Origin of the sequence: Nonomuraea cypriaca (assembly GCF_015645445.1) — a bacterium.
GTDB classification, from domain to species: domain Bacteria; phylum Actinomycetota; class Actinomycetes; order Streptosporangiales; family Streptosporangiaceae; genus Nonomuraea; species Nonomuraea cypriaca.
In genome coordinates this window covers 1-24,064 of record NZ_JADOGI010000163.1, presented here as the reverse complement: position 1 = coordinate 24,064, position 24,064 = coordinate 1, and the positions used below count along the sequence as shown (strand labels likewise).

Here is a 24,064-nt window from a genome sequence, read left to right as displayed (position 1 = left end):
CCCCCAATCCTTCTGCCCCCGCCGATGTTTCACGTGAAACCCCGGCCAACCACACCGCCAGCAAGGGCGCGTCAAACCGCACGCACGCCTCCTCTCCCGACGCACCACCTCCACATCGGACGAGGGCGGCCAGCCCTCGGTGGCGTTGGGAGACGGTCCCGCAGGTCGCCCGGGATGCATGGGAAGCGGGTCGTCGGAGGCGGGGCGGAATTGGGAGCGGCTGCCTGGCGCAGACACGGATCAGGAGCGGGTGGTAAGCCGGTAGCGCCGGCAGCGCCGCTGAACGTCGTCAGCGCCTCCCCTGACTCCTGGTGTACGCGCATACCGACGCTCACCTCTTTCGATCTGCAGGCCCCAGCGGTCACCTCTGCAGAAAGCGGACCGCATCGAGCACCACGTGTACCCGTCCCACTCGGCGACCGGCCCGCAGCGACCGGCGGACGCGTCTGCCGGACCTACGACTTCTCCCTGTGCCGAGTGCACCTCGGCGAAGTGCGCGGGTACGCACGTCCACGCCGTCAGCCCGTCGCCGACATGCATCCCCGCGAGACGGCGGTGAGCGCTGCCGCCTAAGTGTCGTGTGCACCCCCCGACGATCGCCCTCCGCCCAGTAGATCGTGCGGCCCGAGGATTGTGCAGCATGCGCCTCTTCCGAGCATGACATGCATCTCCACAGAGACCTGCGAGCGCGTCTACCGCCCTACAACCCCGAGTACCGCGTGTACCTCTCCCGTGTGGCATGCGCCTTCGCGAGCCGGGCTCCCGTTCGTGTTCGCGCTGTAGCTGCAGGAGCATTGCACCTCAACCGGAGAGCGCGGGTACCGCTCTCAGGCGGTGAGCGCCCGCAGACGTGTGCCTCCGCAGCGAGCACCCGGAGTGGCCGCTGTCGGGCTCTCCTTGTCCGCTGAGCGCGGTGTGAGTCTCGTCGGCGGCGAGGGCCCGTGGCATGCATCACCCGCGCGGGCGCGTCAGCGTGGATCTCGCCGCGTAGGAATGGGGGCGGGTACGGCGGGCGCTGTAGGGGCTTGATGTTGAGGGTCGCTGGGCGAGGGTACTGCGTCAGGCGGGCGTTGCCGAGGCTCAGCGGGGTGAAAGCGGGGGTGGAGTGACCCAAGCGGGAGTAAGAGCTGAAGTCTGGGGGCGAGGTTTCACGTGAAACATGGTCAGTCTTCTGCGTCGCGCATGGCGCGTACGGCTTCCGGCGCCATCGTGCCAATGATGCGTTCAAGGTCGTCGATGGTGGCGAACTCGACCACGATGCGGCCCTTGCGGCGGCCTAGGTCGACTTTGACCTTGGTCTCGAAGTGGTCCGAGAGGCGGTCGGCGAGGTGGGTCAAGCCGGGTGCGGTGGGCTTGGCCGGCTGGCGCTCCCTGGGCGCCTTCTGGGCCGCCTTGGCGCTGCCCATGGCGACGATCTCCTCCACCGCCCGGACTGAGAGAAGCTCCGCCACGATTCGCTTGGCCAACTGCATCTGCTCCTCAACGCTGTCGAGGGTGAGGAGGGCTCGGGCATGGCCGGCAGTGATGACGCCGGCGGCGACCGTACGCTGCAATTCGGGTGGGAGGTTGAGGAGACGGAGGGTGTTGGTGATGTGGGAGCGGGAACGGCCGACCTTTCGGGCGAGTTGGTCATGCGTCGCCTGGAAGTCGTCCAGAAGCTGTTGATAGGCGGCGGCTTCTTCGAGGGGGTTCAGCTGCTCGCGCTGAAGGTTCTCGATGAGAGCGTCCCGGAGGAGGTCGGTGTCCTGCGTGTTGCGAACGATCGCCGGAACCGCATCCAAACCGACCTGCTGGCAGGCGCGCCAGCGCCGCTCCCCCATGATCAGCTCATACTGGCCGCCGCCAACCGGACGCACCACGATCGGCTGCAGGAGGCCGACCTCGCGGATGGACGCCGCCAACTCTTCGAGTCGCTCCTCGTCGAAGATCTCACGCGGCTGGCGCGGATTGGGGACGATCGCATCGAGCGCGACCTCCTTGAAGTACGCGCCGGCGATCGGCTTCGGGCCGGTCTCCCCGGTCGATCCGTTGGCCGGGGCGGGCACGGTCCCCGTGCCGTCAACGATGGGACCGGTCGGGATGAGCGCCCCGAGCCCCTTGCCCAATCCCCGCCGCTGCTGACTCACTGCGTCTCCTCATCCAGCCGGTCGATTCCGGTCACTCCAGGAGAGGTTACCGTCGCGGGCGTGGCCGGGTGCCCCCTCGCCACACACGTCTGTTGGATTTACACCGACAGGATCACAAACCTGCCCAACCCGTGACCTCAACGACTCACTCGCGACGATCTTCAGGTTGAGGAAGGCGAAGGAGGGGTCGCATCCGTGACGGTCTTCAGGTCGCGGAGAGCCAAGGACGATCGCATCCGTGACGGCGGTTTCGTGGAGGGCGAGTGCGGGTCGCATCCGTGACGGCGGTTCTCGGGTCGTGGAGGGCGAAGGCGGGTTGCGTTCGTGGCGGTCTCAGGTCGGGAGGATGAAGGCGGTCGCATCCGTGGCGGCGGTTTTCCGGGCGCGGAGATGGCCGAACTTCAATCGCGGAGATGGCCGACTTCGGGTCGAGGCCGCGGCTGATCCTCCAGCGAAGGACTGGCGCACTTTCGGCCAGCGACCGCCTGGCGAACTTCGGTAGCCCGGGGGCGGTGGTCCGCCGGGTCTCCCGGAGCGGCGGCCCCGATGGCCGGGCAACCGGGGACTCACGCGCGAGGCAGGCAAGGGCGGCGGGCAGCACCAAGGCAGCCCCGGCGCATCTTGTACGAGGCTGCGGAAGAAACCAAGAGAAACTGGGGCTACACCATGGCAGCGCGGTGCGCGATCTCGCGGGCGGCGTCCATGTAAGCCATGGCCCCGCTGGATCCAGGATCGTACGTCATGACCGACTGCCCATAGCTGGGCGCCTCCGACAGCCGGACGCTCCTCGGGATGACCGTGTTGAGGACCGTGTCACCGAAGTGCGACCGCACCTCGTCCGCCACCTGCGACGCCAGCCGGGTGCGACCGTCGTACATCGTCAGCACGATGGTCGTGAGCTTCAGCGTCGGGTTCAGGTGGGCCTTGATCAGGTCGACGTTCCTGAGGAGTTGCCCGAGACCCTCCAGCGCGTAGTACTCACACTGAATGGGGATCATGACCTCGTCCGCGGCCACCAACGCGTTCACGGTCAGCAGGCCGAGAGACGGCGGGCAGTCGATGATGATGTAGTCGAGCTCCATCGACTCGTACGCCCCCAGCGCCCGCCGGAGGCGAGCCTCCCTCGCCACCAGGGACACCAGCTCGATCTCCGCACCCGCCAGGTCGATGGTGGCCGGGGCGCAGTAGAGGTTGGGCATCTCCGGGACCTGCTTGACGATGTCGGCCATCGGCAGATCGTCAACGAGGACCTGATAGACGTCAGGAACGTCACCGCGATGATCGGTGGCCAGCGCCGTCGACGCGTTCCCCTGGGGGTCCAGGTCCACCACGAGGACCCGCTGGCCATGCATGGACAAGGCGGCGGCGATGTTCACCGATGTGGTGGTCTTGCCCACGCCGCCCTTCTGGTTGGCCACCGCGATCACCCGGCATTTGGACGGGCGCGGCCAGCTGCCGTCGCCGTCTCCCGGGGTCTGGGTGGCCGTGGGGGTTGCAGATGTTTCACGTGAAACCACTGAGTTGAGCGCCTCTCGTACCAACGGCGAATCGCCGGGGTTCAGGGGGGTCTGGGTCACGATGGCCATCCTTTCAACCAGTGGTGTGCCGGTGCCGGGAATTCGCTGTCGCGACACGCCCATTTCGGGCCAGCCAACCCCGGTTGGACTCTCGGACGGACGGCTGCCCGGCCAGCCAAGACCGCTTGACGCGACTGGCACAACCGTCACCTCCCTCGTCGTCGCCTAACTCGCTCCGGCGCGCGACCTGCTACCACCCGAACCAATGTTGCAGGCGGCTCGACCTTACCGCGCCCGACGGTCACAAGCTCGGCCGTTCGGGCTCCGCTGGCCCGCAATTGGGGCTCCGCCTCGGCGAGCTCACCGGCGGCCCGCTCCCCCTTCATCGCGATCAGCTCGCCGCCCTCGCGCAGCAGCGGCATCGCCCATTTCAGCAGCCGGTCGAGCGGCGCCACCGCACGGGCGCTGGCCACATCGAACTCGCGCTTGCCCGCCAGCTCCTCCGCCCGCCCGCGCAACACCTCGACGTTGTCCAGCTTGAGCGCCTCGACGCACTCCTCCAGGAAGACGGTACGCCGCAGCAGCGGCTCCAGGAGCGTGACCGAGATGTCCGGGCGAACGATCGCCAGCACGATCCCCGGCAACCCGGCACCCGAGCCGATGTCCACCAGACGTACGTCCCGCGGCACCACCTCGGCGACCACCGCGCAGTTGAGCAGGTGGCGATCCCAGATCCGCGGCACCTCCCGCGGACCCAGCAGCCCCCGGACGACGCCGGGACCCGCCAGCAGCCCCGCGAACGCGCCGGCGCGATCCCAGGCCTCCCCGGCGAAGACGTCCCGCGCTATGTCCGGCGGCGCCGGAAGCTCATCGCTCACTGGTTCGGTGGCCCTCTCTCAGGCAGGTCGGTCGGGACGTCGACGGGACGCAATGGGATGGTCTCCACCCAAGGCTAAAGGTGAGATCACAGTGGAAGACTAGCGGGCCGGTCCGAAGGGACACGCCGCCACGCGTACAGGGATCGACGCGGAATGTATGACGCTTTAGCCGCATAAATAGGCCGTACCTGGCACGTACAGGCATAAAGGGCGAGAAATGGGAAACGGCCGTCTACCTCGCGCACGGCGGGCAGACGGCCGGATCGACGATCCCACCGCTCAGGCGGGCAGAACCACCACGTACCGGTGCGGCTCCTCACCCTCGGACTCGCTGCGGAGCCCGGCGGCCGCCACCGCGTCGTGCACGATCTTGCGCTCGAACGGCGTCATCGGCTGCAGCGCCTTCGGCTCCCCCTGGTCCTTCACCTGGTTGGCGATCTCGGTGCCGTGCTTGGTCAGCTCGGCCCTGCGCCGCTCGCGGTAGCCCGCCACGTCCAGCATCAGCCGGGAGCGCTCGCCCATCTGCCGGTGCACGGCCAGGCGGGTCAGCTCCTGCAGGGCCTCCAGGACCTCTCCCGCGGGCCCCACCAGCTCCGTGCCCTTGAGCCCCACGACGGAGACCAGGGCGCGGTCGCCCTCGACGTCCATGTCGATGTCACCGTCGATGTCGGCGATGTCGAGAAGGCCCTCGACGTAGTCGGCAGCGATCTCGCCCTCCTGCTCGAGCGCATTGAGATCAGGAGCCTTCTCCTGCTCGGCCTCGGTCATGGCCGGCCTCTCCTTCATGTTCAAGACTTCTTGCTGCCGGTGCGCTTGCTGCGGGACTGCCTGCTCGGCTGCTGCCTAATGATCTTAGGCTGAGGCGGGGGCGGCGGCGCCTGCTCTTCGGGAGTGGTCTTGCGAAGCTTGGCCATCAGACCAGGCTTGGGCTGCACCGGGATCACGTCGCCCTTGGCGTCGAACTCCGGCATGGGGTTCCGGCTGTAGAACCAGTGCTGCTGACCGAGAGTCCACAGGTTGGTGGTGACCCAGTAGAGGATCAGACCGAGCGGGAAGTTCAGGCTGAAGAAGGCGAACAGCGGCGAGATGTACATCAGGATCTTCTGCTGCTGCGCCATGGGGTTGTCCGGCATCTGGGCCATGGAGCGGGTGACGCTCTGCCGGACGGTGAGGAACGTGGTCAGCGAGCTGATCGCCACGAAAATCCCCAGAACCACCTTCGTCTGTACGACGCCGGCGTCGAAACCCGCGATGTCCGCCGACGACATGAAGAAGTTGGCGGGCAGCGGCGCGCCGAAGATGTGCGCGGCCCTGGCGCTGTCGACGAGCTCCTGCGTCATGCCGTACTTCGGATGACCGTTGGCCATGTTCTGCAGGACGGTGAACATGGAGATGAAGATGGGGAACTGCGCCACGACGGGCAGGCAACCACCGAGCGGGTTGGCGCCGGCACCCTGGTAGAGCGCCATGACCTCCTGGTTCATGCGCTGCTTGTCGTTCTTGTAGCGCTTGCGGATATCCGCGACCTTGGGCGCGAGTTCCTGCATCTTCCGCGACGATCGCATCTGCTTCAGGAAGAGCGGGAAGATCAAAACCCGCATGAGCACGGTCAGCGTGATGATGGTCAGCGCCCAGGTCAGCCCGCTGTCCGGGTTGAGGACCGTGCTGTATGCAGTGTGGATCCAGATGATGACATGGGCTACGGCTTCGTACAGCCAGCTCAGCCAGGACAGCTCCACCGAGCTATCTCCCTTGCGTTTCGTGGGACCGGACCGGGCGTGGGGGCACCGGGTCTATACCTCCGGGATGGAATGGGTGGCACCGCCCGATGCGCCGGACAGTCAGCCATGTGCCGCGCAGTGCTCCGTGCACGGCAATCGCCTCGAGTCCATATGCACTGCACGAGGGGTAGAAACGGCAGCGCGGACCGAGCATCGGGCTGATGAAGGCCCGGTAGAACCGGATCGGGATGATCAGCGCCCGAGCGGCGAGGCCCGGGACCACCCCTTGCGGCTGCTCCGTCATTTGTGTACACCCGTCGAGGACTCGCGCCGCCTCAGCAAACGATCCAGTGCGAGATCGAGCTCGGCGGCCAACTGCTCGAATCGCGCGGACGCGGCCGGTGGGTTGGCGCGTACCACCAGCAGGCTACCTCGCGGCAGCCCGTGGAGACGGTCCCGCATCAGGTGTCGGAGCCGCCGTTTGACCTTGTTCCTGGTCACCGCGCCACCGACGGCCTTGCTCACCACGAATCCCACCAGAGGTGACCCTTCCCCGGAAATGCCGAGATGTACCACCAGGGTGGGGCGACCTGCACGCTTTCCGCGCTTGATCGCCGCTTCGAACTCCTTCCCGCGCCGCATGCGGGAGTGTTGGGACAGCACCGTATACGCCTATCGCCCGCCGGCGAGATCCGCCGACGGGCTCATTATCGGACGCGGGACGATCAGGCCGACAGCTTCTCGCGACCCTTGTGGCGGCGAGCGGCGAGGATGGCGCGACCGGCCCGGGTGCGCATCCGCAGCCGGAAGCCGTGGGTCTTCGCGCGGCGACGGTTGTTCGGCTGGAAAGTACGCTTGCTCACGGGTGGGCTCCAGGCTTGAAGGTGCGCCGCAAGGGCGCCTAAGACACAAGGATGGCCTGCCAGAAAAGCGAGGGCACGCGAAATAGCCGTCGCGTGACAAGCCGACCGTCGTACGTTACGGGCCAAGTGCGGCTCAGGTCAAACCGGACGGGTTATCCACTGATCCACAGGCGACTTTTCCACCGCCGGCCCTGTGTCCACAGTATGTGCACTCAGGTACCACTAGGCTGTGGACAACGCTTGAACACAGCTGTGCACATGACTACTGTCGGGCCTTCCGGAGCCGCCCGGACACTGTGGACAACCTGTGGATTTCCTGTGGAACTCCTGTGGAGACCCTGGCACGAAACTCGGTCGCGGCGCTGTGGACGAAGGCGCCGCCGATCTCCCAGGCGGCCGGTGGCATGTGGATAAACGATCGCGGGGGGCCGCGAGAGGGAGGAGGGGGAGCAGCACGATGAACAGTGTCGACCTCGGCACGGTATGGGCGAGGGCGCTGGGCAACTTCCTCAACGAGAACGTCCCCGTCCAGCAACGCACGTGGCTGTCCATGGTGCGCCCGATCGCCCTGGCCAACGACACGATCGTGCTCGGCGTCCCCAACGACTTCCTCAAGGACCTCATCGAGGGCAAACTCCGCCCGCTCGTGGCGCACGCGCTGTCACAGGAGCTCGGCCGGACGATGCGGCTGGCCGTGATGATCGACACCACGGCCCCTGAGCAGCCCGTCGGCGACCCTCATCAACAGCCTGTGACTCAGAGTTATCCCCAGGGTGTGGAGAGTCAGCTGCGTTATGCACAGCCCGCGCAGCCGCAGCACAACCAGGCTTCCGAGCCGCCGCAGTTCTACTCTCCACAGCCGGAGCCGCCGCACATATCCACCGAGTATCCACAGCCGACGTTCTCTTTTGAACAGGCACAACCCCCTGTGGAGAAAGCGCCGGAGCCGGCGCAGAACCGGTGGGAGGCCAAGAGCAGCAAGCCCAGCGAACCGGCCAGGCTTAACCAGAAGTACACATTCGAGACATTCGTCATCGGGGCCAGCAACAGGTTCGCCCACGCGGCGGCGGTGGCGGTGGCCGAATCCCCGGCGAAGGCGTACAACCCTCTCTTTATTTATGGTGACTCGGGGCTGGGCAAGACCCACCTCCTGCACGCGATCGGGCACTACGCCCAGAGCCTGTACGACGGCGCGCGCGTCAGGTACGTGAGCTCGGAGGAGTTCACCAACGACTTCATCAACAGCATCCGCGACCACAAGGCCGACGGGTTCCGCGGCCGCTACCGGGCGATCGACATCCTGCTCGTGGACGACATCCAGTTCCTGGAGGGCAAGGAGCAGACGCAGGAGGAGTTCTTCCACACCTTCAACACGCTCCACAACGCCAACAAGCAGATCGTGATCTCCAGCGACCGCGCGCCCAAGCAGTTGATCACGCTGGAGGACCGGCTGCGCAACCGGTTCGAGTGGGGGCTCATCACCGACGTCCAGCCGCCCGAGCTGGAGACCCGGATCGCCATCCTCAGGAAGAAGGCCATCCAGGAAGGGCTGGCCGCGCCGCCCGAGGTGCTCGAGTACATCGCCAGCCGCATCTCCACGAACATCCGCGAGCTGGAGGGCGCCCTGATCAGGGTCACCGCGTTCGCCAGCCTCAACAGGCAGGGCGTCGACCTGCAACTGGCGGAGGTGGTGCTGAAGGATCTGATCACCTCGGAGTCCGACACCGAGATCACCATCGCCGCGATCATGACCGAGACCGCCAACTACTTCGGCATCAGCATCGACGACCTGTGCGGCACCTCGCGCAGCCGGGCGCTCGTCAACGCCCGGCAGATCGCCATGTATCTGGCGCGCGAGCTGACCGAGCTCTCACTGCCGAAGATCGGCCAGCAGTTCGGCGGCCGCGACCACACCACCGTCATGCACGCCGAGCGCAAGATCAGGTCGCTCATCGCCGAGCGCCGGTCGATGTACAACCAGGTCAACGAGCTAACAATGCGTATCAAGCAGACACAGCGTGGATCTTGATAGTTATGCACAGCCTGTGGAAAACGCTGTGGACCAGCGGAAACGCAGAAAGCCCCCGGCGGTTCGCCGGGCTATGCCGGGAAAAATCCGCCCACAAGGGCTGGGGACAAACATGGGGACATCCTGAGGAGAACCTGGGGTGACTCGTGGATAACTTGTGGACGGCCTGTGAACAGTCGATCTGGGGCTCCAGAAGGCCGCCGTTTACCCCGTGGACAACCTGTGGAAACCCCGTGGATAACCCGGGGTTTGCCGTGGATGAACACACCATGATCTGGGGACGAGCTGTGGGCAAAGATTCGTCATCCCCAGGCGCGCGAGTTCTCCCCAGGCTTCGCCCACAGGCTCAGTGGATAAGAATTCGGCTACTGACCAGCGACAACGCTGGTTGTCCACAGTTCCCACAGCCCCTAGTGTGATGACCTCTTATCTCTCTAACAAAGAACTCAAGACCCATAGAGGGGTCCTCCCGGACTCGGGTGCGGGAGAGTGAACACTTGAATCAACGACGAACCCAGGAGGCTGATCACCGTGATGTTCCGAATCGAGCGAGACGTCCTCGCTGAGGCGGTGGCATGGACGGCACGCAGCCTCCCGGCGCGCCCGTCGGTGCCCGTACTCGCTGGCATGCGCCTGGAGGTCACGGAAGAGCAGCGGCTGAAGCTGTCCGGATTCGACTACGAGGTCTCCGCCGAGGTGACGCTCGAACTCCACACCGGTGAGCCGGGCGTGGTGCTCGTCTCGGGCAAGCTGCTCGCCGAGATCACCCGCGCCCTTCCCGCACAGCCTGTGGACTTCGTGGTGGACGGCGCCAAGGCGGTCGTCACGTGCGGCAGCGCGCGGTTCACCCTGCTGACCATGCCTGTGGAGGACTACCCGTCGCTCCCGGCCATGCCGCCGGCCGCCGGTCGGGTGGGCAGTGACGTGTTCGCCTCCGCCGTCGGGCAGGTCGCCGTCGCCGCGGGCCGGGACGACACGCTGCCGATGCTGACCGGCGTACGGATGGAGATCGAGGGCGACACCGTGACGCTCGCCGCGACCGACCGCTACCGGCTGGCCGTGCGCGAGCTCAAGTGGCAGCCGGACCAGCCCGACTTCGCAGCGATCGCGATGATCCCCGGCAAGACCCTCGCCGACACGGCCAAGGCGCTCGGCGCGACCGGCGCCGAGGTGGAGATCGCGATGAGTTCTGCAGGTGGCACTGGAGAGGGCATGATCGGCTTCTCCAGCGCCGGGCGGCGGACCACGACACGGCTGCTCGATCCCGAGTTCCCGAAGTACCGCTCGCTGCTGCCCACCGAGTTCTCGGCCCGCGCCGACTTGTCCACAGGGCCGTTCGTGGAGGCGGTCAAGCGGGTGGCCCTGGTCGCGGAGCGCAACACGCCGGTGCGGCTGGCGTTCAAGAGCGGGGAGGTCGTGCTCGAGGCGGGCAGCGGCGACGAGGCGCAGGCCGTCGAGGCGCTGCCGGTGGACTACGAGGGCGAGGAGATGAACATCGCCTTCAACCACCAGTTCCTGCTCGAAGGTCTGGGGGCCATCGACTCCGATGTGGCGAGGCTCCAGATGACCACATCCACGAAGCCCGCTATCCTCACCGGTGGCAAGCCTGTGGAGGACGGAGCCGCCACGGATTACCGCTATCTGATCATGCCCATCCGCCTGTCAGGCTGAACCTGTCATCGGGGATGATAGAAGCCTGACAAGGGGGTAGGAATCATGCAGATCGGCATGGTCGGACTCGGCAAGATGGGCGGCAACATGGCCGAGCGGCTGCGCCGCGGTGGTCATGACGTCGTCGGCTACGACCGCGACCCGGAGATCAGCGACGCGGCCAGCCTCAAAGACCTGGTCGAGCGTCTCCAGGCGCCGCGGGCCATCTGGGTCATGGTGCCCGCGGGCAAGCCCACCCAGGCCACCGTCGACGCCCTCGGTGACCTGCTCGACGAGGGCGACATCGTGGTCGACGGCGGAAACTCCCACTATGTGGACGACCAGAAGCACGCCGCCGAGCTGAGCGAGAAGGGCGTCGGCTTCGTCGACTGCGGCGTCAGCGGCGGCGTCTGGGGCCTGCAGAACGGCTACGCGCTCATGTGCGGCGGCGAGCAGGCCCACGTCGAGCGCCTGATGCCCATCTTCGAGACGCTGAAGCCCGAGGGCGAGGACGGCTTCGTCCACGCGGGCGACGTCGGCGCCGGGCACTTCGCGAAGATGGTCCACAACGGCATCGAGTACGGCATGATGCAGGCGTTCGCGGAGGGCTGGGAGCTGCTCGAGGCCTCCGACATCGTCAAGGACGTCAAGGGCTCGTTCAGCAGCTGGCGCACCGGCACGGTGATCCGCTCCTGGCTGCTCGACCTGATGGTGCGGGCACTCGACGACGACGAGCACCTCGACCAGCTCCGTGGCTACGCACAGGACTCCGGCGAGGGCCGGTGGACGGTCCAGGCGGCCGTGGACCACTCGGTCCCGCTGCCGGTCATCACCGCCGCGCTCTACGCCAGGTTCGCCTCGCGGCAGGACGACTCCCCCGCGATGAAGGTCGTGGCCGCGCTGCGCAACCAGTTCGGCGGCCACGCGATCACCTCGACCGAGGGCAGCACCGGCAAGGGCGCCGACGCCCCGGGCGCGGACGTGACACCGCCGCGCGAGAGCGACCGATAGGGTTTTCCACAGGGCCAGGGTTTTCCACAGAACGCATGCCGGTGACCCCAGTGGCATCCGTGGCCGACTAACCTTCGTGGGGTGCATGTCGCCCACCTCTCGCTGACCGACTTCAGGTCCTACGCGTCCGTGGAGCTCGGCCTGGAGCCGGGCGTGACGGCGTTCGTGGGGCCCAACGGCCAGGGCAAGACCAACCTGGTCGAGGCCCTCGGCTACGTGGCGACGCACTCCAGCCACCGGGTGGCGAGCGACGCTCCGCTCGTACGCCAGGGGGCGGCGCGGGCCATCGTGCGCTGCGCCGTACAGCGGGAAGACCGGCGGGCGCTGATCGAGCTGGAGATCAACCCGGGCCGGGCCAACCGCGCGCGGCTCAACCGCTCCCCCATGTCCAGGGCGCGCGATGCCGTCGGCCTGCTGCGCACGGTCCTGTTCGCGCCCGAGGACCTGTCGCTGGCCAAGGGCGACCCGGCCGAGCGCCGCCGCTTCCTCGACGACCTGCTGGTGGCCAGGGCCCCCAGATTCGCCGGCGTCCGCGCCGACTACGACCGGGTGCTCAAGCAGCGCGGCGCGCTGCTGCGTACCGCCGCGCAGGCCCGCAGGGGCCGCAGGAGCGCCAGACGGCAGGAGAGCGACACCGCGTTCGCGGAGGCGGGCGCGGGCGACGTGCTGAGCACCCTGGAGGTGTGGGACGCGCACCTCGCCAGGCACGGCGCCGAGTTGCTGCGGGCCCGTCTGGAGCTCATCGAGGCGCTGCGCCCGCTGGTGGCCGGGGCCTATGCCGCGCTGGCTCCCGGTAGCGCCCCCGCGACGCTGGCCTACCGCGGCACGTTTTCCACAGGTGGGGATGTCGACGAGGGTGCCGAGGAGGGCGAAGTCCCCGGTGAGCGGGGATCTTTCGATACACAGACGTTATCCACAGACTTGGGGAAAACCCTTGAAGAACGTCTGCGGGAGCGGCTATTGGAGGTCCGCCAAGCGGAGCTGGAACGTGGCGTCACGCTCGTCGGCCCGCACCGCGACGACCTGATCCTCGGACTGGGCGACCTGCCAGCGCGGGGATACGCCAGCCACGGCGAATCGTGGTCGTTCGCGCTGGCGCTCCGGCTGGCGGCCTACGACCTGCTGCGGGCCGACGGGGGCGATCCCGTGCTGATACTCGACGACGTGTTCGCCGAGCTCGACAGCCAGCGCAGGCGCCGGCTCGCGGAGATCGTCGCGCCCGCCGAGCAGGTGCTCATCACGGCGGCGGTGCCGGACGACGTGCCGCCGGAGCTGAGCGGAGCCCGATTCGACGTCGCGGAAGGGAGCGTGACCCGTGTCCGGTGACGACCAGCGCGGCGCCAGGAGGGCACGCCCCGAAGGCGCCTCGGACGCCGTACCGGCTTCTGGCGGGTCCGGGGCCGGGGCGGGCGTACCGGCTTCCGGCGGGACCGGCGCCGGGGCGGCCGGTGGGGAGAACGCGACGGCCAAGGGCGTGGCCATGGCCAGGGAGAAGCTCGCCCAGGCCAAGGCCGACGCCGCCAAGCGCGGTCAACTCCCCAGGCGCGAGCCCAGGCGCCGGGGCGGGGGCGCGCGCAGGAACAGCGGCGATCCACAGCTTTTCGGACGGGCCATCGCGGACCTGCTGGCCGATCGCGGCTGGGAGCGGTCGGCGGCGGTCGGCGGGGTGTTCGGGCGATGGGCCGACATCGTCGGGCCTGACCTGGCGCAGCACACCAAGCCGGACTCGTTCGCTGACGGCGAGGTGCTGATCCTGGCCGACTCGACCGCGTGGGCGACGCAGGTACGGCTGCTCGCGCGCACCCTCGTACGCAGGCTGAACGAGGAGCTCGGCGACGGCACCGTGACAAAGGTCAAGGTCAGAGGGCCGCAGAACGCGCCGCGGTCGTCGGGGGGATTGCGGGTGACCGGAAGCAGGGGTCCCGGCGACACCTACGGATAGCGGCGTCCAGCCGCTATCCGCAGCAGGCCTTTTGCGCCGCTACGGTTGGGCGCCAAGGGCGATCAGACAGCCTCAGACGCGATAAGCCCCCTTTCCGGAGGGGGGATGCTTGAGTGGGGGCAAAACGAGCTAGAGAGCATCACAGGCGCGTTCGTTGCCACCTTGGGCCTCCGGAAGCGGTAGAATCAAAAAGGATTCCGGACACGTCCGCTTGCGTGTCACCCCGGCAGCAAGCCGACTCCCCTGGGTGACCGCGCATCGGGGCACTCACGACGGTGACGGGCACGGCAGGGGCAGCTTTCGCAATGACAGCGTCCCCCGCCGCGTGTCCGCGGCAGGAGGATTTCGCAGTTGTCCTACGACGCTAGCTCAATCACCGTACTCGAAGGGCTCGAGGCGGTTCGCAAACGCCCGGGTATGTATATTGGTTCGACCGGTGAGCGCGGTCTGCACCACCTCGTCACGGAGATCGTGGACAACGCGGTGGACGAAGCGCTGGCCGGTTACGCCGACCTGATCGACATCACACTGCTGGCCGACAACGGCGTGCGCGTGATCGACAACGGACGCGGCATCCCCACCGGCATCCACCCGGTGGAAAAGCGCTCCGCCGTCGAGGTCGTGCTGACCACGCTGCACGCGGGTGGCAAGTTCGACAGCCAGTCCTACGCGGTCTCCGGCGGCCTGCACGGCGTCGGCTCGGCCGTCGTCAACGCCCTGTCGACGGCCATGGACGTCGAGGTCAAGCAGAACGGCCACTACTGGCGCCAGCGCTACGAGATGTCCAAGCCCACCGCGCCGCTGGCCAAGGGCGAGGAGACCGACGAGACCGGCACCACGATCACGTTCTGGCCGGACCCGGACGTCTTCGAGACCACCACCTGGAACTACGAGATGCTCTCGCGGCGCTTCCAGGAGATGGCCTTCCTCAACAAGGGCCTGACGATCAAGCTGACCGACGAGCGCCCCGACCACGTCAACGGCGAGGTACACACCGTCAGCTACTGCTACCAGGGCGGCCTGGCCGACTTCGTACAGCACCTCAACACCAAGAAGGAGCCGGCGCACGCGTCGATCATCTCCTTCGAGGAGGAGGGCGACGGCATCGCGGTCGAGATCGCCATGCAGTGGAACAACTCCTACTCGGAGTCGGTCTACACCTTCGCCAACACGATCAACACCGCGGAGGGCGGCACCCACGAGGAGGGCTTCCGCGCGGCGCTGACGACGATCGTCAACCGCTACGCGCGCGAGCAGAAGTTCCTCAAGGAGGGCAAGGACGACAACCTCTCAGGTGAGGACGTCCGCGAGGGCCTGACCGCGATCATCTCGGTCAAGCTGTCCGACCCGCAGTTCGAGGGACAGACCAAGACCAAGCTGGGCAACACCGAGGCCAAGTCGTTCGTGCAGAAGGCCTGCAACGACCACCTGCGCGACTGGTTCGAGCGCAACCCCGGCGAGGCCAAGGACATCATCTACAAGTCGCTGCAGGCCTCCCGCGCCCGCCTCGCGGCCCGCCAGGCGCGCGATCTGACCAGGCGCAAGTCGCTCCTTGAGTCGGGGTCCGGCCTGCCTGGCAAGCTGGCCGACTGCCAGTGGAACGACCCGGAGAAGTGCGAGCTGTTCATCGTCGAGGGCGACTCGGCCGGCGGCTCCGCCAAGGGCGGCCGCGACTCGCGTTTCCAGGCGATCCTGCCCATCCGCGGCAAGATCCTCAACGTGGAGAAGGCGCGGATCGACAAAGTACTCAAGAACAACGAGGTCCAGGCGCTCATCACCGCCCTGGGCACCGGAGTGCACGACGAGTTCGACATCGCCAGGCTGCGCTACCACAAGGTCATCCTGATGGCCGACGCCGACGTCGACGGCCAGCACATCAACACGCTGCTGCTGACGTTGCTGTTCAGGTTCATGAGGCCGCTGATCGAGGCCGGCCACGTCTACCTGTCGTGCCCACCGCTCTACAAGATCAAGTGGGACCGCAAGGGCGAGGACGCCTCCTACGCCTACTCCGACCCTGAGCGCGACGCGGTCATCGCCGAGGGCATCGCCAACGGCAAGCCCGACCCGCGCTCGCGTGACAACGTACAGCGGTTCAAGGGTCTGGGCGAGATGAACGCGGGCCAGCTCTGGGAGACCACGATGAACCCGGCGACCCGGCTGCTGCGCCTGGTCACGCTCGACGACGCGGCGCAGGCCGACGACCTGTTCAGCGTGCTGATGGGCGAGGACGTGGAGGCCCGGCGCGACTTCATCATCCGCAATGCCCGCGATGTGCGCTTCCTCGACGTCTGAGCTGCCGGCCGTGGGTGCAGCCTCTGCTACCTGCGGTGAGCCGTCGAAAGCGGCTCACCGTACCACCAAGAAGGACCTCAACCTGTGACGGACGTGAACACCACTCCCCCGGCCGACCGCATCGAGCCGGTTGACATCCAGTCCGAGATGCAGCGCAGTTACATGGACTACGCGATGTCCGTCATCGTGTCCAGGGCGCTGCCGGACGTGCGCGACGGTCTCAAGCCGGTGCACCGGCGGGTGCTCTACGCGATGTACGACGGTGGCTACCGTCCCGACCGCGGCTACTTCAAGTGCGCCCGCGTCGTCGGCGACGTGATGGGCACCTACCACCCACACGGCGACACCTCGATCTACGACGCGCTCGTACGCCTGGCGCAGCCGTGGTCGCTGCGATATCCGCTGGTCGACGGGCAGGGCAACTTCGGCTCGCCGGGCAACGACCCGGCGGCGGCGATGCGGTACACCGAGTGCAAGCTCGCGCCCATCGCCATGGAGATGCTGCGCGACATCGACAAGGAGACCGTCGACTTCCGCCCCAACTACGACGGCAAGTCGCAGGAGCCCGACGTCCTGCCGGCGCGCTTCCCGCAGCTGCTGGTCAACGGCTCGGGCGGCATCGCCGTCGGCATGGCCACCAACATCCCGCCGCACAACCTGCGTGAGGTCGCGGCGGCGGTCAAGTGGTCGCTCGAGCACCCGGAGGCGGGTGACGAGGAGCTGCTCGAAGCGTCGATGAGGCTGGTCAAGGGGCCCGACTTCCCGACCAGGGCGCTGATCGTCGGGCGGCGGGGCATCGAGGACGCCTACCGCACCGGGCGCGGCTCGATCACCATGCGCGCGGTGGTCGAGGTCGAGGAGGACAAGGGACGGCAGGCGCTGGTCGTCACCGAGCTGCCGTACCAGGTCAACCCCGACAACCTGGCCCTGAAGATCGCCGAGCTGGTGCGTGAGGGCAAGCTGTCGGGCATCGCCGACGTACGCGACGAGAGCTCCTCGCGGGTCGGCCAGCGGCTGGTGATCGTGCTCAAGCGCGACGCGGTCGCCAAGGTCGTGCTCAACAACCTGTACAAGCACACCCAGCTCCAGGACACCTTCGGCGCCAACATGCTGGCCCTGGTGGACGGCGTGCCGCGGACGCTGCGGCTCGACCAGTTCATCCGCCATTACGTGGCGCACCAGATCGAGGTCATCGTCCGAAGGACCCGATACCTGCTGCGCAAGGCCGAGGAGCGCGCCCACATCCTGCGCGGCCTGCTGAAGGCCCTTGAGCGGCTCGACGAGGTCATCGCGCTGATCCGGGCCTCGGAGTCGGCCTCACACGCCCAGCAGGGCCTCATGGGGCTGCTGGAGATCGACGAGGTGCAGGCGCAGGCCATCCTCGACATGCAGCTGCGCAAGCTGGCCGCCCTGGAGCGGCGGGCGATCCAGGACGAGTACGACTCGCTGATGACGCAGATCGCCGAGTACAACTCGATCCTGGCCAGCGAGACCCGCCAGCGGGAGATCATCAACGACGAGCTGGCCGAGATCGTCGGCCGCTACGGCGACGAGCGCAAGACCGAGATCATCGCCTACGACGGCGACATGTCGATCGAGGACCTCATCGCCGAAGAGGAGATCGTCGTCACGATCACCCGGGGCGGCTACGCCAAGCGCACCAGGACCGACCTCTACCGGGCCCAGAAGCGGGGCGGTAAGGGCGTCAGGGGCGCGCAGCTGCGCCAGGACGACATCGTCGACCACTTCTTCGTCACCTCGACGCATCACTGGCTGCTGTTCTTCACGAACAAGGGCCGGGTCTACCGGGTGAAGGCGTACGAGCTGCCCGACGCCGGGCGCGACGCGCGCGGCATGCACCTGGCCAACCTGCTCGCCATGCAGCCGGACGAGACCGTCATGGAGGTCCTCGACCTGCGCGACTACAATGTCGCGCCCTACCTCGTCCTGGCCACCCGCAGCGGCCTGGTCAAGAAGACCCGCCTGGCCGAGTACGACTCCCCCAGGTCCGGTGGGCTGATCGCGATCAACCTGCGGGAGGACGACGAGGTCATCGGGGCCCGCCTGGTGTCCGAGGAGGACGACCTGCTGCTCGTCTCCAAGGGGGCGCAGTCCATCAGGTTCACCGCCTCCGACGAGGCGCTGCGGCCCATGGGACGGGCGACGAGCGGCGTTATCGGTATGAGGTTCCTCGATGGTGACGAACTTCTCGCCATGAATCGCATGGCCGACGGTCAAGACGTGCTTATCGCCACACGAGCTGGGTACGCAAAACGGACGCCGGTGGAGCAGTATCCAGTTCAAGGACGTGGCGGTAGGGGCGTGCTGACGGCGAAAATCGTAAGTTCCCGTGGCAAGCTGGTCGGAGCCGTCATGGTCAACCCGGAGGACGAGGTCTTCGCGATCACGTCCGCAGGCGGGGTGATCCGGACGAGTGCCGGCGAGATCAAGCAGTCCGGCCGCCAGACCATGGGAGTGCGATTGATGAATCTCGCCGAAGGCGACAGCGTGGTGGCCCTCGCCCGGAACGCGGAGTCAATGGTGACTTCCGTGGAGAGTGAGGAAGACGGGGGAGGAGAGTAGTTCATGAGCGCCCAGGGTGGCCCCGCCAGAACAAAGGCGGCTTCAGGTAACGGACAGCAACCGAAGAAGCCCAGAGAAACCGAGATCTTCGACGCGGTCGACGAGGGACAGCAGGACACCAGGCCCGGACAGGGCGTCCCGGTCCCCGCCGCCCCGGCCAAGGAGGAGCCCGCGCAGGTCCCGCAGCCTGCCGGTACCGGACAGGGCAACGACACGGTCCGCATCCGTCCGTCGCTGACCACCGAGGCTCCGCCGCCGCCCGCCGTCGAACTGACCAAGAAGAAGTCGTCCAACGCGGCCGCCGGGGGGCGGCTGCCGCGCAAGGCTCACCTCGTGCTGCGCCGCGTCGAGCCGTGGTCGGCCATGAAGTTCAGCTTCGTGGTCTCCCTGGTCTGCTTCGTGGTGCTGTTCGTGGCGGTGGCCGTACTGTACGGCGTGCTCTCCGCCCTCGGGGTGTTCGACTCGATCGTGGACCTGGTCAACCAGCTTGGCCAGGGCGAGCAGGGCCAGAGCTCGATCCCGATCGACATCGCCTCCTGGTTCGAGCCAGTGCGCATCCTCGGATACACCGCGCTGATCGGGGCGGTGAACGTGGTCCTCATCACGGCTCTGGCCACGCTGGGGGCGGTCATCTACAACGTCGCCTCTGACCTGGTCGGGGGCGTCGAGGTGACCTTCAGCGAGGCCGAGTAGGCCGGGTGTTCGCGCCGTGCCGCCATGGTCGGCACGGCGCGAACAGCATGCTGGACGCGGTAAGCTTTTCCCGTCCGAACAACCGGTTCGCGTCTGATCAGCGGATGCGATACCGTTCGGTTGCGCGGGGCTATAGCTCAGACGGTTAGAGCGCTTCCCTGATAAGGAAGAGGTCCCAGGTTCAAGTCCTGGTAGCCCCACAGTGTTTTCCCAGCTCAGAGGCCGTTCTCCCGAAAACGGGAGACGGCCTTTTGATCGTTTGCCATCAATTCGCCACCGCGAGCGTTCGTCAGCAGGTGACAGAGATCAGTCCACATCGACACCAGGCAAGCCCCCGAACCGGACCCCGCCGATGTCAGGTTGAACCTCCGGACGCGGGACATTGATCATGGTAAGCGCTCGTAGATGGGCGTGTCAGAACCGGCGCGACGCGCGGTAGGAGACTACTCCCCGGGACCCGGCGTCGGCTGTAGTCGAGTAGTCCCTACAGCAAGCCGCGCCCTGGCGACCTAATGGTCACCAAGGCGCTGTGAAAGGGTTTAGCGATCAGGTGTCTCTTCCGGGGGCGAGCCTCTGAGCAACTGGAGTAGTTCCGCCGTCGATACACGGTAGAGGTCGCCAATGCGAATAAGGCGAACGGGGAACTCGCCTTTCTTGGCGAGGCTGTAAGCGGTTGTGCGCCCGATCCCGAGAACCTGAGCCGCAGTCATCAGATCCAAGGTGGGAGGCAGGTCTGGTAGATCGCGGAGCGTGACCTTCTTCATGACGCTCCCTGTTCACCGAGTTGAGGATCGCGAGCGGAATACCTGCCCGCTGGCCTTCTGGGCCTGCGGGGAGGCGAGTTCGTAGGGACCGCGGGTCGCACGCATGTACCCGATCAACGGGCTGGGGGATGGCCTCATTGAGCTCCACCCCGGTTTTGAGGGGCGGGGGCGGTGATCTCCCACAGGACGTGGGCGACGCCGCAAGCGCCGGAGGGGGCTTGCGGTTGGCTGGACGTGTCCCAGTCGGAGGGGCCGACACGATCGGCGACGCGGCAGAGCCCGGCAGCGCGCAGGCAGGTGCCAGGTTCACCGGCACGGGTGTAAGCGATCAGGCGGCGGTAGCCCATCGCACGGGCGGCTCGCCAGGCGGCGCTGAGCAAGGCCGAGCAGGCGTTGGGAGTACCGTCGGTCGTCAGATGAGTGACTTCGATGGTGAGGCTGTCATCGTAGGTGCGCGACGCCGGCCGTTCTGCGGTGACAACCCCGACGAGGGTGCCGTCTTCGGTGCCGACGCCGATGACGAACTTGGCGCCTTGTGGAGGCAACAGGTAACGATGAGTCCAGGCGATGAATGCGCGGGCAGTGCGTAGAGCGATCGGCACGATAACCAGCCGGCCTGTGGGCTGACCTGATCCGGTTGCTGGGTTCGGGTGAGGGTCGTCGAGCGCCTGACCGGCTGGATAAAAAAGCGTCGTGTTGATGGCCGGTGGGGCGGTGGTGAGCTTGGTCATCGCTGGTTGGGGCGGGCCTCAGATCCGCAGCGCTTCCCTGAACGGGTAACGCGCTCTCACCCCACCAATCACCTCTGGCGAACTGCCCGCCAAGCTCTGGCAAGCCACTGTCGGGCGCTTCGGCCTTGAAGGGTCCCGCATCCACGGGCTATTCGAACTCCTGCACCGGACGCCGAAAAGATCATTACAACGACTTGGCAGTCCCGTATCGGCTCGGGCCTTTGGCGGCGCTCTGGCGAGTCAGATCTACGTTGAGTTGATCTTCGGCGGCCGATCGGCCCCAGCCATCGCCTGAATTCGCCTGCTCTGGCCGCACGAGGGTGGCCAGAAGTGGTCTCTACACCGGATTGCGAGACCGAAAGCCCTCTCGCAGTGGAGCAATCCGATGAGTACCGATCTTCGCGAGACGCCCTTCAAGGACCGCTCACCGCTCGATGTCGTCGAGCGCGACTTCCACATCCTCGCGTCCGCTGCCGGCGGCTTGGCACTGGACGGCAGGCAGCTCGCTCACGAGCTGCCTCGGCGCCAGATTCCGCTGAGGGAACTGCGCGAGCTTCTGGCCTCAGGAACGCTGTGTGAGGCCGCACGCGACGAGATCTGGCGCGAACTCGTGATGCGAGCCCGCCGGGGCGGCCCGCAGTGGCTCGTCGGGGTGGTCGGGACGGCTGTGCCCAGCCTGCGTCGTATCTGCGGGCGGCTGCGCCGCTATCACACCGCCGGGGACGCTGCCTACATCGACATCGAGGTCTTGACGGCCTTCATCGCCGCGGTGAAGGCGGTCGACCTGGACCGGCCCAACGTCCTGCCCCGTATGTGCGCAGCCGGGCGACGAGCCGGCGAGCGCGCCCGGCAGAACGCCGAGGTCATCGGGCAGACGTCCGAGGCGGCAAAGAAGCGGCGGCAACGGTGCGAGCCGCTCCTTGCCGATGCCGTTCTGGCAGGTGACGTCGAGCCGGCACTGTCCCTGGCGATCACATCGGCCATCCGTAGAAGGTCGGATGGCACCTCCAAGACCTCCGCGCGGAGCCGGATCACCTCAGATCCGAAGCCCATCACCACCGAACAGAAGGGAGGCTGGGGCAGCCCCACCGGCTCCGCGCGGAACCTTCCGCCGCTACGGCACGGTCGCTGGCACCACCTCTTCCGCGGCGTGCTCGTGGCGGTTTTGATCGCCATCATCCTTGCCGCCGCGGCAGCGGCTGCACTGGCTGAGCGCGGGACGGTCGTTCGTGCTGCCGCAGTGCCGACGAATCTCAACACGGTCTTCGACAACCTGCGGAACTGGCTCATCGGCCTGCTTGCCGCTCTGGCAACGCTCATGCTCACGGTCGGCGGTCTGCGGTACCTGGTGGCAGGCGGTGATCCCGGCGAAGTCCAGAAGGCGAAGGCGGCACTCAAGGCGGCCGCGTTCGGCTACGGCCTGGCCGTTCTGGCGCCGCTGTTCGTCAGCGTGCTCAAGCGCATCGTGGGCGGCGGGTGACCACGATGACTGCACCCGCGATATCGGCAACGGTCCGTTTCCTGTTCGTTGCCGCCCTTGCCGCGACGGCATTCGCTGCTGCCGCAGGCAGTGCCTGGGCCGATCCGACGCCGTCTCCTGAGCCTTCACCGAGCGCGGAGCCGGTGCCGTCGCCACCGCAGTTCAACTTCGGCTTCGGCGACTGGATAACCAAGCAGATCAACGGCTGGTTCGCGCACCTCGCGGCGTCCGCCATCAAGCCGCTGCTCGACACGCTCGCGGTGACGCTGTTGGCCACACCTGACGTCGCCGGCTCCGGCCGGGTGCTCGACCTGTGGAAGGTCACCGCTGTCATGGCGGACTCGGGCTTCGTCCTGCTGGCCACGATCGGCGCCATGACGGCGATGGGTCATCAGACGGTTCAGACACGTTACGCGGTCAAGGAGGTACTGCCGCGCCTGGCGATGGCCATGTTGGCGTCCAACATGAGCTTTCTGATCTGCGGCAAGCTCATCGAGGTCGCCAACGGAATGTCCACGGCGCTGTTTGGGCAGGACTTCGACGCGGAACGAGCGGCAGCCCACCTGCGGATGCTGATCCTGCCGCCGAGCAACACGCAGATCTTCTACGTTCTGCTCGTTCTCGTCGCGATCGTCTTGCTGATCCTGCTGCTGATCAGCTTCGTGATGCGGTCAGCGCTCGTCCTGCTGCTGGTGGTCGCCGCGCCCCTCGCTCTGGCAGGCCATGCGCTGCCGTACACCGATGGGGTGGCCCGGTTCTGGTGGCGTGCCTTCACCGGTCTGCTGGTCATCCAGGTCGCTCAGTCGCTCACGCTCGTCATCGCGGTCCGGATCTTCTTCAACCAGGACGGCCGGTTCCTGCTGGGCGTCGCCCCTGCTGGGCAATTGATCAATCTCGTCATGGCCCTCTGCCTGCTGATCATTCTGGTCCGGATCCCGTCCTGGATCTCGCGGAGGATCTTCGCCCACGGCCGCGGCTCGATGATCACGCGGATCGTCAAGTACGCCGTGATCTCGAAACCCACCACGCCGGTGCTGAGAGCCATGCATCTCCGCGGGGGTGGCCGTGGCGGCAAGGGCCGCGTCGGCAGGGTGGCAACTCGGGCGCTGGGCGGAAGAGTCATTGCCGGCGCTGCCGGCGGGCCTGCCGGCGCCGCCGCGGCAACGGCGATCACTGCCGCTTCTGCCGCGCGTGGTGGGCCCGGGCCGATCAAGCACGCTCCGACCTGGGCCCGGCGCCCCGTACAGGCGTCGGCCTGGCTACCCGCGCCCATCAAGCATGCCCCCACCGGGCCGGCCATCCAGGGTAGGTACCAGCCCACACCGGGACCCAAGCCGCCGGTACAACCCACCACGCCGGTGTACGGCTACCCGCGTACGAGCTACTACGCGAACGGCCCGGCAGGTCTCGGCCAGATGATGGCGCTGCGCAATCGGGCGGTGTCCAACCCCGGCCAGGCGGTCGAGCCGCCGAAGAGCCAGCAGGCGGTCCGGCCGATCGTCTCGCCCAACGCGCCGATCCCCGGTCAGGTGAACTGGCCGGAAAACCGCGGCCGCACCCCCGCTCCACCACGCCGCCGGTGGCGTCCCGCCGAGTGGTGTAATCATGTGCTCGAGTCGTGGGGTCCTGGTGGTGGGGCGAGTTCGGCGGGTGTGGAGTCGGGGGTGCTGGCGCGGAGTTCGGTCATGGAGGTTTCCGATAGGTAGCGGCGGTCGGTGACTTGCCATTCGTCGTGGAGTTCGGCCAGGACCGCGGTGGCCAGGCGTTGCAGGGCGGGAGGG

At 67.2% G+C, this 24,064-nt stretch carries 19 protein-coding genes, 1 tRNA gene and 1 pseudogene; 11 read left to right on the top strand and 10 right to left on the bottom strand.

What is annotated here, in order from left to right; genetic code table 11:
* Nucleotides 1-1,163 precede the first annotated feature (1,163 nt).
* From ITP53_RS38570 to rpmH, 8 genes are all read right to left on the bottom strand, one after another.
* Nucleotides 1,164-2,126 carry a ParB/RepB/Spo0J family partition protein gene (locus ITP53_RS38570; RefSeq protein ID WP_195900407.1) on the bottom strand — a complete coding sequence of 321 codons (963 nt, stop codon included), beginning with the start codon at nt 2,124-2,126 and terminating at the stop codon, nt 1,164-1,166.
* A 659-nt stretch (nt 2,127-2,785) separates the two neighbouring features.
* Nucleotides 2,786-3,703 (bottom strand): ParA family protein, encoded by a 918-nt coding sequence (locus tag ITP53_RS38565; RefSeq protein ID WP_328817147.1) that lies wholly within the window; start codon nt 3,701-3,703, stop codon nt 2,786-2,788.
* Nucleotides 3,704-3,849: 146 nt separating this feature from the next.
* Nucleotides 3,850-4,521, bottom strand: coding sequence for a 16S rRNA (guanine(527)-N(7))-methyltransferase RsmG (gene rsmG, locus ITP53_RS38560; protein WP_195900405.1), 672 nt, complete (start codon nt 4,519-4,521; stop codon nt 3,850-3,852).
* Nucleotides 4,522-4,800: 279 nt separating this feature from the next.
* Nucleotides 4,801-5,289, bottom strand: coding sequence for a Jag family protein (locus tag ITP53_RS38555; protein ID WP_195900410.1), 489 nt, complete (start codon nt 5,287-5,289; stop codon nt 4,801-4,803).
* A 20-nt stretch (nt 5,290-5,309) separates the two neighbouring features.
* Entirely contained in the window at nt 5,310-6,260 is a 951-nt protein-coding gene (gene yidC / locus ITP53_RS38550; protein WP_195900404.1) for a membrane protein insertase YidC, read from the bottom strand.
* Nucleotides 6,261-6,264: 4 nt separating this feature from the next.
* A complete protein-coding gene (gene yidD, locus ITP53_RS38545) occupies nt 6,265-6,546 on the bottom strand; it encodes a membrane protein insertion efficiency factor YidD (RefSeq protein ID WP_195900403.1) in 282 nt (93 codons plus the stop codon).
* A complete protein-coding gene (gene rnpA, locus ITP53_RS38540; protein WP_195900402.1) occupies nt 6,543-6,905 on the bottom strand; it encodes a ribonuclease P protein component in 363 nt (120 codons plus the stop codon). The genes yidD and rnpA overlap by 4 nt, the downstream gene beginning before the upstream one ends.
* Nucleotides 6,906-6,967: 62 nt before the next feature.
* Nucleotides 6,968-7,105 (bottom strand): 50S ribosomal protein L34, encoded by a 138-nt coding sequence (gene rpmH / locus ITP53_RS38535; RefSeq protein ID WP_195900401.1) that lies wholly within the window; start codon nt 7,103-7,105, stop codon nt 6,968-6,970.
* Nucleotides 7,106-7,562: 457 nt separating this feature from the next.
* Here rpmH and dnaA point away from each other — a divergent pair, with 457 nt between their 5' ends.
* The 9 genes from dnaA (at nt 7,563) to ITP53_RS38490 (ending at nt 19,508) form a co-directional block, all read left to right on the top strand.
* Nucleotides 7,563-9,134: a chromosomal replication initiator protein DnaA gene (gene dnaA, locus ITP53_RS38530; protein WP_195900400.1), complete on the top strand. Its 1,572-nt coding sequence runs from the start codon at nt 7,563-7,565 to the stop codon at nt 9,132-9,134.
* A gap of 531 nt (nt 9,135-9,665) precedes the next feature.
* Nucleotides 9,666-10,805: a DNA polymerase III subunit beta gene (gene dnaN, locus ITP53_RS38525; RefSeq protein ID WP_195900399.1), complete on the top strand. Its 1,140-nt coding sequence runs from the start codon at nt 9,666-9,668 to the stop codon at nt 10,803-10,805.
* Between the two features lie 45 nt (nt 10,806-10,850).
* On the top strand, nt 10,851-11,795 hold the full coding sequence (gnd, locus tag ITP53_RS38520; RefSeq protein WP_195900398.1) for a phosphogluconate dehydrogenase (NAD(+)-dependent, decarboxylating): 945 nt from the start codon (nt 10,851-10,853) through the stop codon (nt 11,793-11,795).
* An 81-nt stretch (nt 11,796-11,876) separates the two neighbouring features.
* Nucleotides 11,877-13,121, top strand: a complete 1,245-nt coding sequence (recF, locus tag ITP53_RS38515) for a DNA replication/repair protein RecF (RefSeq protein ID WP_195900397.1) — start codon at nt 11,877-11,879, stop codon at nt 13,119-13,121.
* Entirely contained in the window at nt 13,111-13,737 is a 627-nt protein-coding gene (locus tag ITP53_RS38510; protein WP_328817141.1) for a DUF721 domain-containing protein, read from the top strand. Before recF ends, ITP53_RS38510 begins: the two co-directional genes overlap by 11 nt.
* 351 nt (nt 13,738-14,088) lie before the next feature.
* The gene (gyrB, locus tag ITP53_RS38505; protein ID WP_195900396.1) at nt 14,089-16,032 is read left to right on the top strand and encodes a DNA topoisomerase (ATP-hydrolyzing) subunit B; all 1,944 of its coding nucleotides are present in this window, start codon (nt 14,089-14,091) and stop codon (nt 16,030-16,032) included.
* Between the two features lie 84 nt (nt 16,033-16,116).
* Nucleotides 16,117-18,615 (top strand): DNA gyrase subunit A, encoded by a 2,499-nt coding sequence (gene gyrA, locus ITP53_RS38500; RefSeq protein ID WP_195900395.1) that lies wholly within the window; start codon nt 16,117-16,119, stop codon nt 18,613-18,615.
* A gap of 3 nt (nt 18,616-18,618) precedes the next feature.
* Nucleotides 18,619-19,308 (top strand): DUF3566 domain-containing protein, encoded by a 690-nt coding sequence (locus ITP53_RS38495; protein WP_195900394.1) that lies wholly within the window; start codon nt 18,619-18,621, stop codon nt 19,306-19,308.
* A 126-nt stretch (nt 19,309-19,434) separates the two neighbouring features.
* Nucleotides 19,435-19,508, top strand: a tRNA-Ile gene (locus tag ITP53_RS38490).
* Between the two features lie 339 nt (nt 19,509-19,847).
* Here ITP53_RS38490 and ITP53_RS38485 read toward each other — a convergent pair.
* Entirely contained in the window at nt 19,848-20,072 is a 225-nt protein-coding gene (locus ITP53_RS38485; protein WP_195900393.1) for a helix-turn-helix domain-containing protein, read from the bottom strand.
* A 134-nt stretch (nt 20,073-20,206) separates the two neighbouring features.
* Entirely contained in the window at nt 20,207-20,803 is a 597-nt protein-coding gene (locus ITP53_RS38480; protein WP_195900392.1) for an XF1762 family protein, read from the bottom strand.
* Nucleotides 20,804-21,188: 385 nt separating this feature from the next.
* On the opposite strand from ITP53_RS38480, the gene ITP53_RS58325 reads away from it, so the two are divergent.
* Nucleotides 21,189-22,283 (top strand): hypothetical protein, encoded by a 1,095-nt coding sequence (locus ITP53_RS58325; RefSeq protein WP_236051615.1) that lies wholly within the window; start codon nt 21,189-21,191, stop codon nt 22,281-22,283.
* Between the two features lie 5 nt (nt 22,284-22,288).
* A pseudogene (locus tag ITP53_RS61765) lies at nt 22,289-23,278 on the top strand (conjugal transfer protein TrbL family protein); the annotation flags it as partial.
* Nucleotides 23,279-24,064 lie beyond the last annotated feature (786 nt).

Bases quoted from the DNA above. Each gene is read 5' to 3' on its own strand.
- ITP53_RS38495 (WP_195900394.1), top strand. From the start codon at position 18,619: ATGAGCGCCCAGGGTGGCCCCGCCAGAACAAAGGCGGCTTCAGGTAAC.
- ITP53_RS38480 (WP_195900392.1), bottom strand. From the start codon at position 20,803: ATGACCAAGCTCACCACCGCCCCACCGGCCATCAACACGACGCTTTTT.
- dnaA (WP_195900400.1), top strand. From the start codon at position 7,563: ATGAACAGTGTCGACCTCGGCACGGTATGGGCGAGGGCGCTGGGCAAC.
- ITP53_RS38485 (WP_195900393.1), bottom strand. From the start codon at position 20,072: ATGAAGAAGGTCACGCTCCGCGATCTACCAGACCTGCCTCCCACCTTG.
- ITP53_RS38555 (WP_195900410.1), bottom strand. From the start codon at position 5,289: ATGACCGAGGCCGAGCAGGAGAAGGCTCCTGATCTCAATGCGCTCGAG.
- yidD (WP_195900403.1), bottom strand. From the start codon at position 6,546: ATGACGGAGCAGCCGCAAGGGGTGGTCCCGGGCCTCGCCGCTCGGGCG.
- gnd (WP_195900398.1), top strand. From the start codon at position 10,851: ATGCAGATCGGCATGGTCGGACTCGGCAAGATGGGCGGCAACATGGCC.
- ITP53_RS58325 (WP_236051615.1), top strand. From the start codon at position 21,189: ATGAGTACCGATCTTCGCGAGACGCCCTTCAAGGACCGCTCACCGCTC.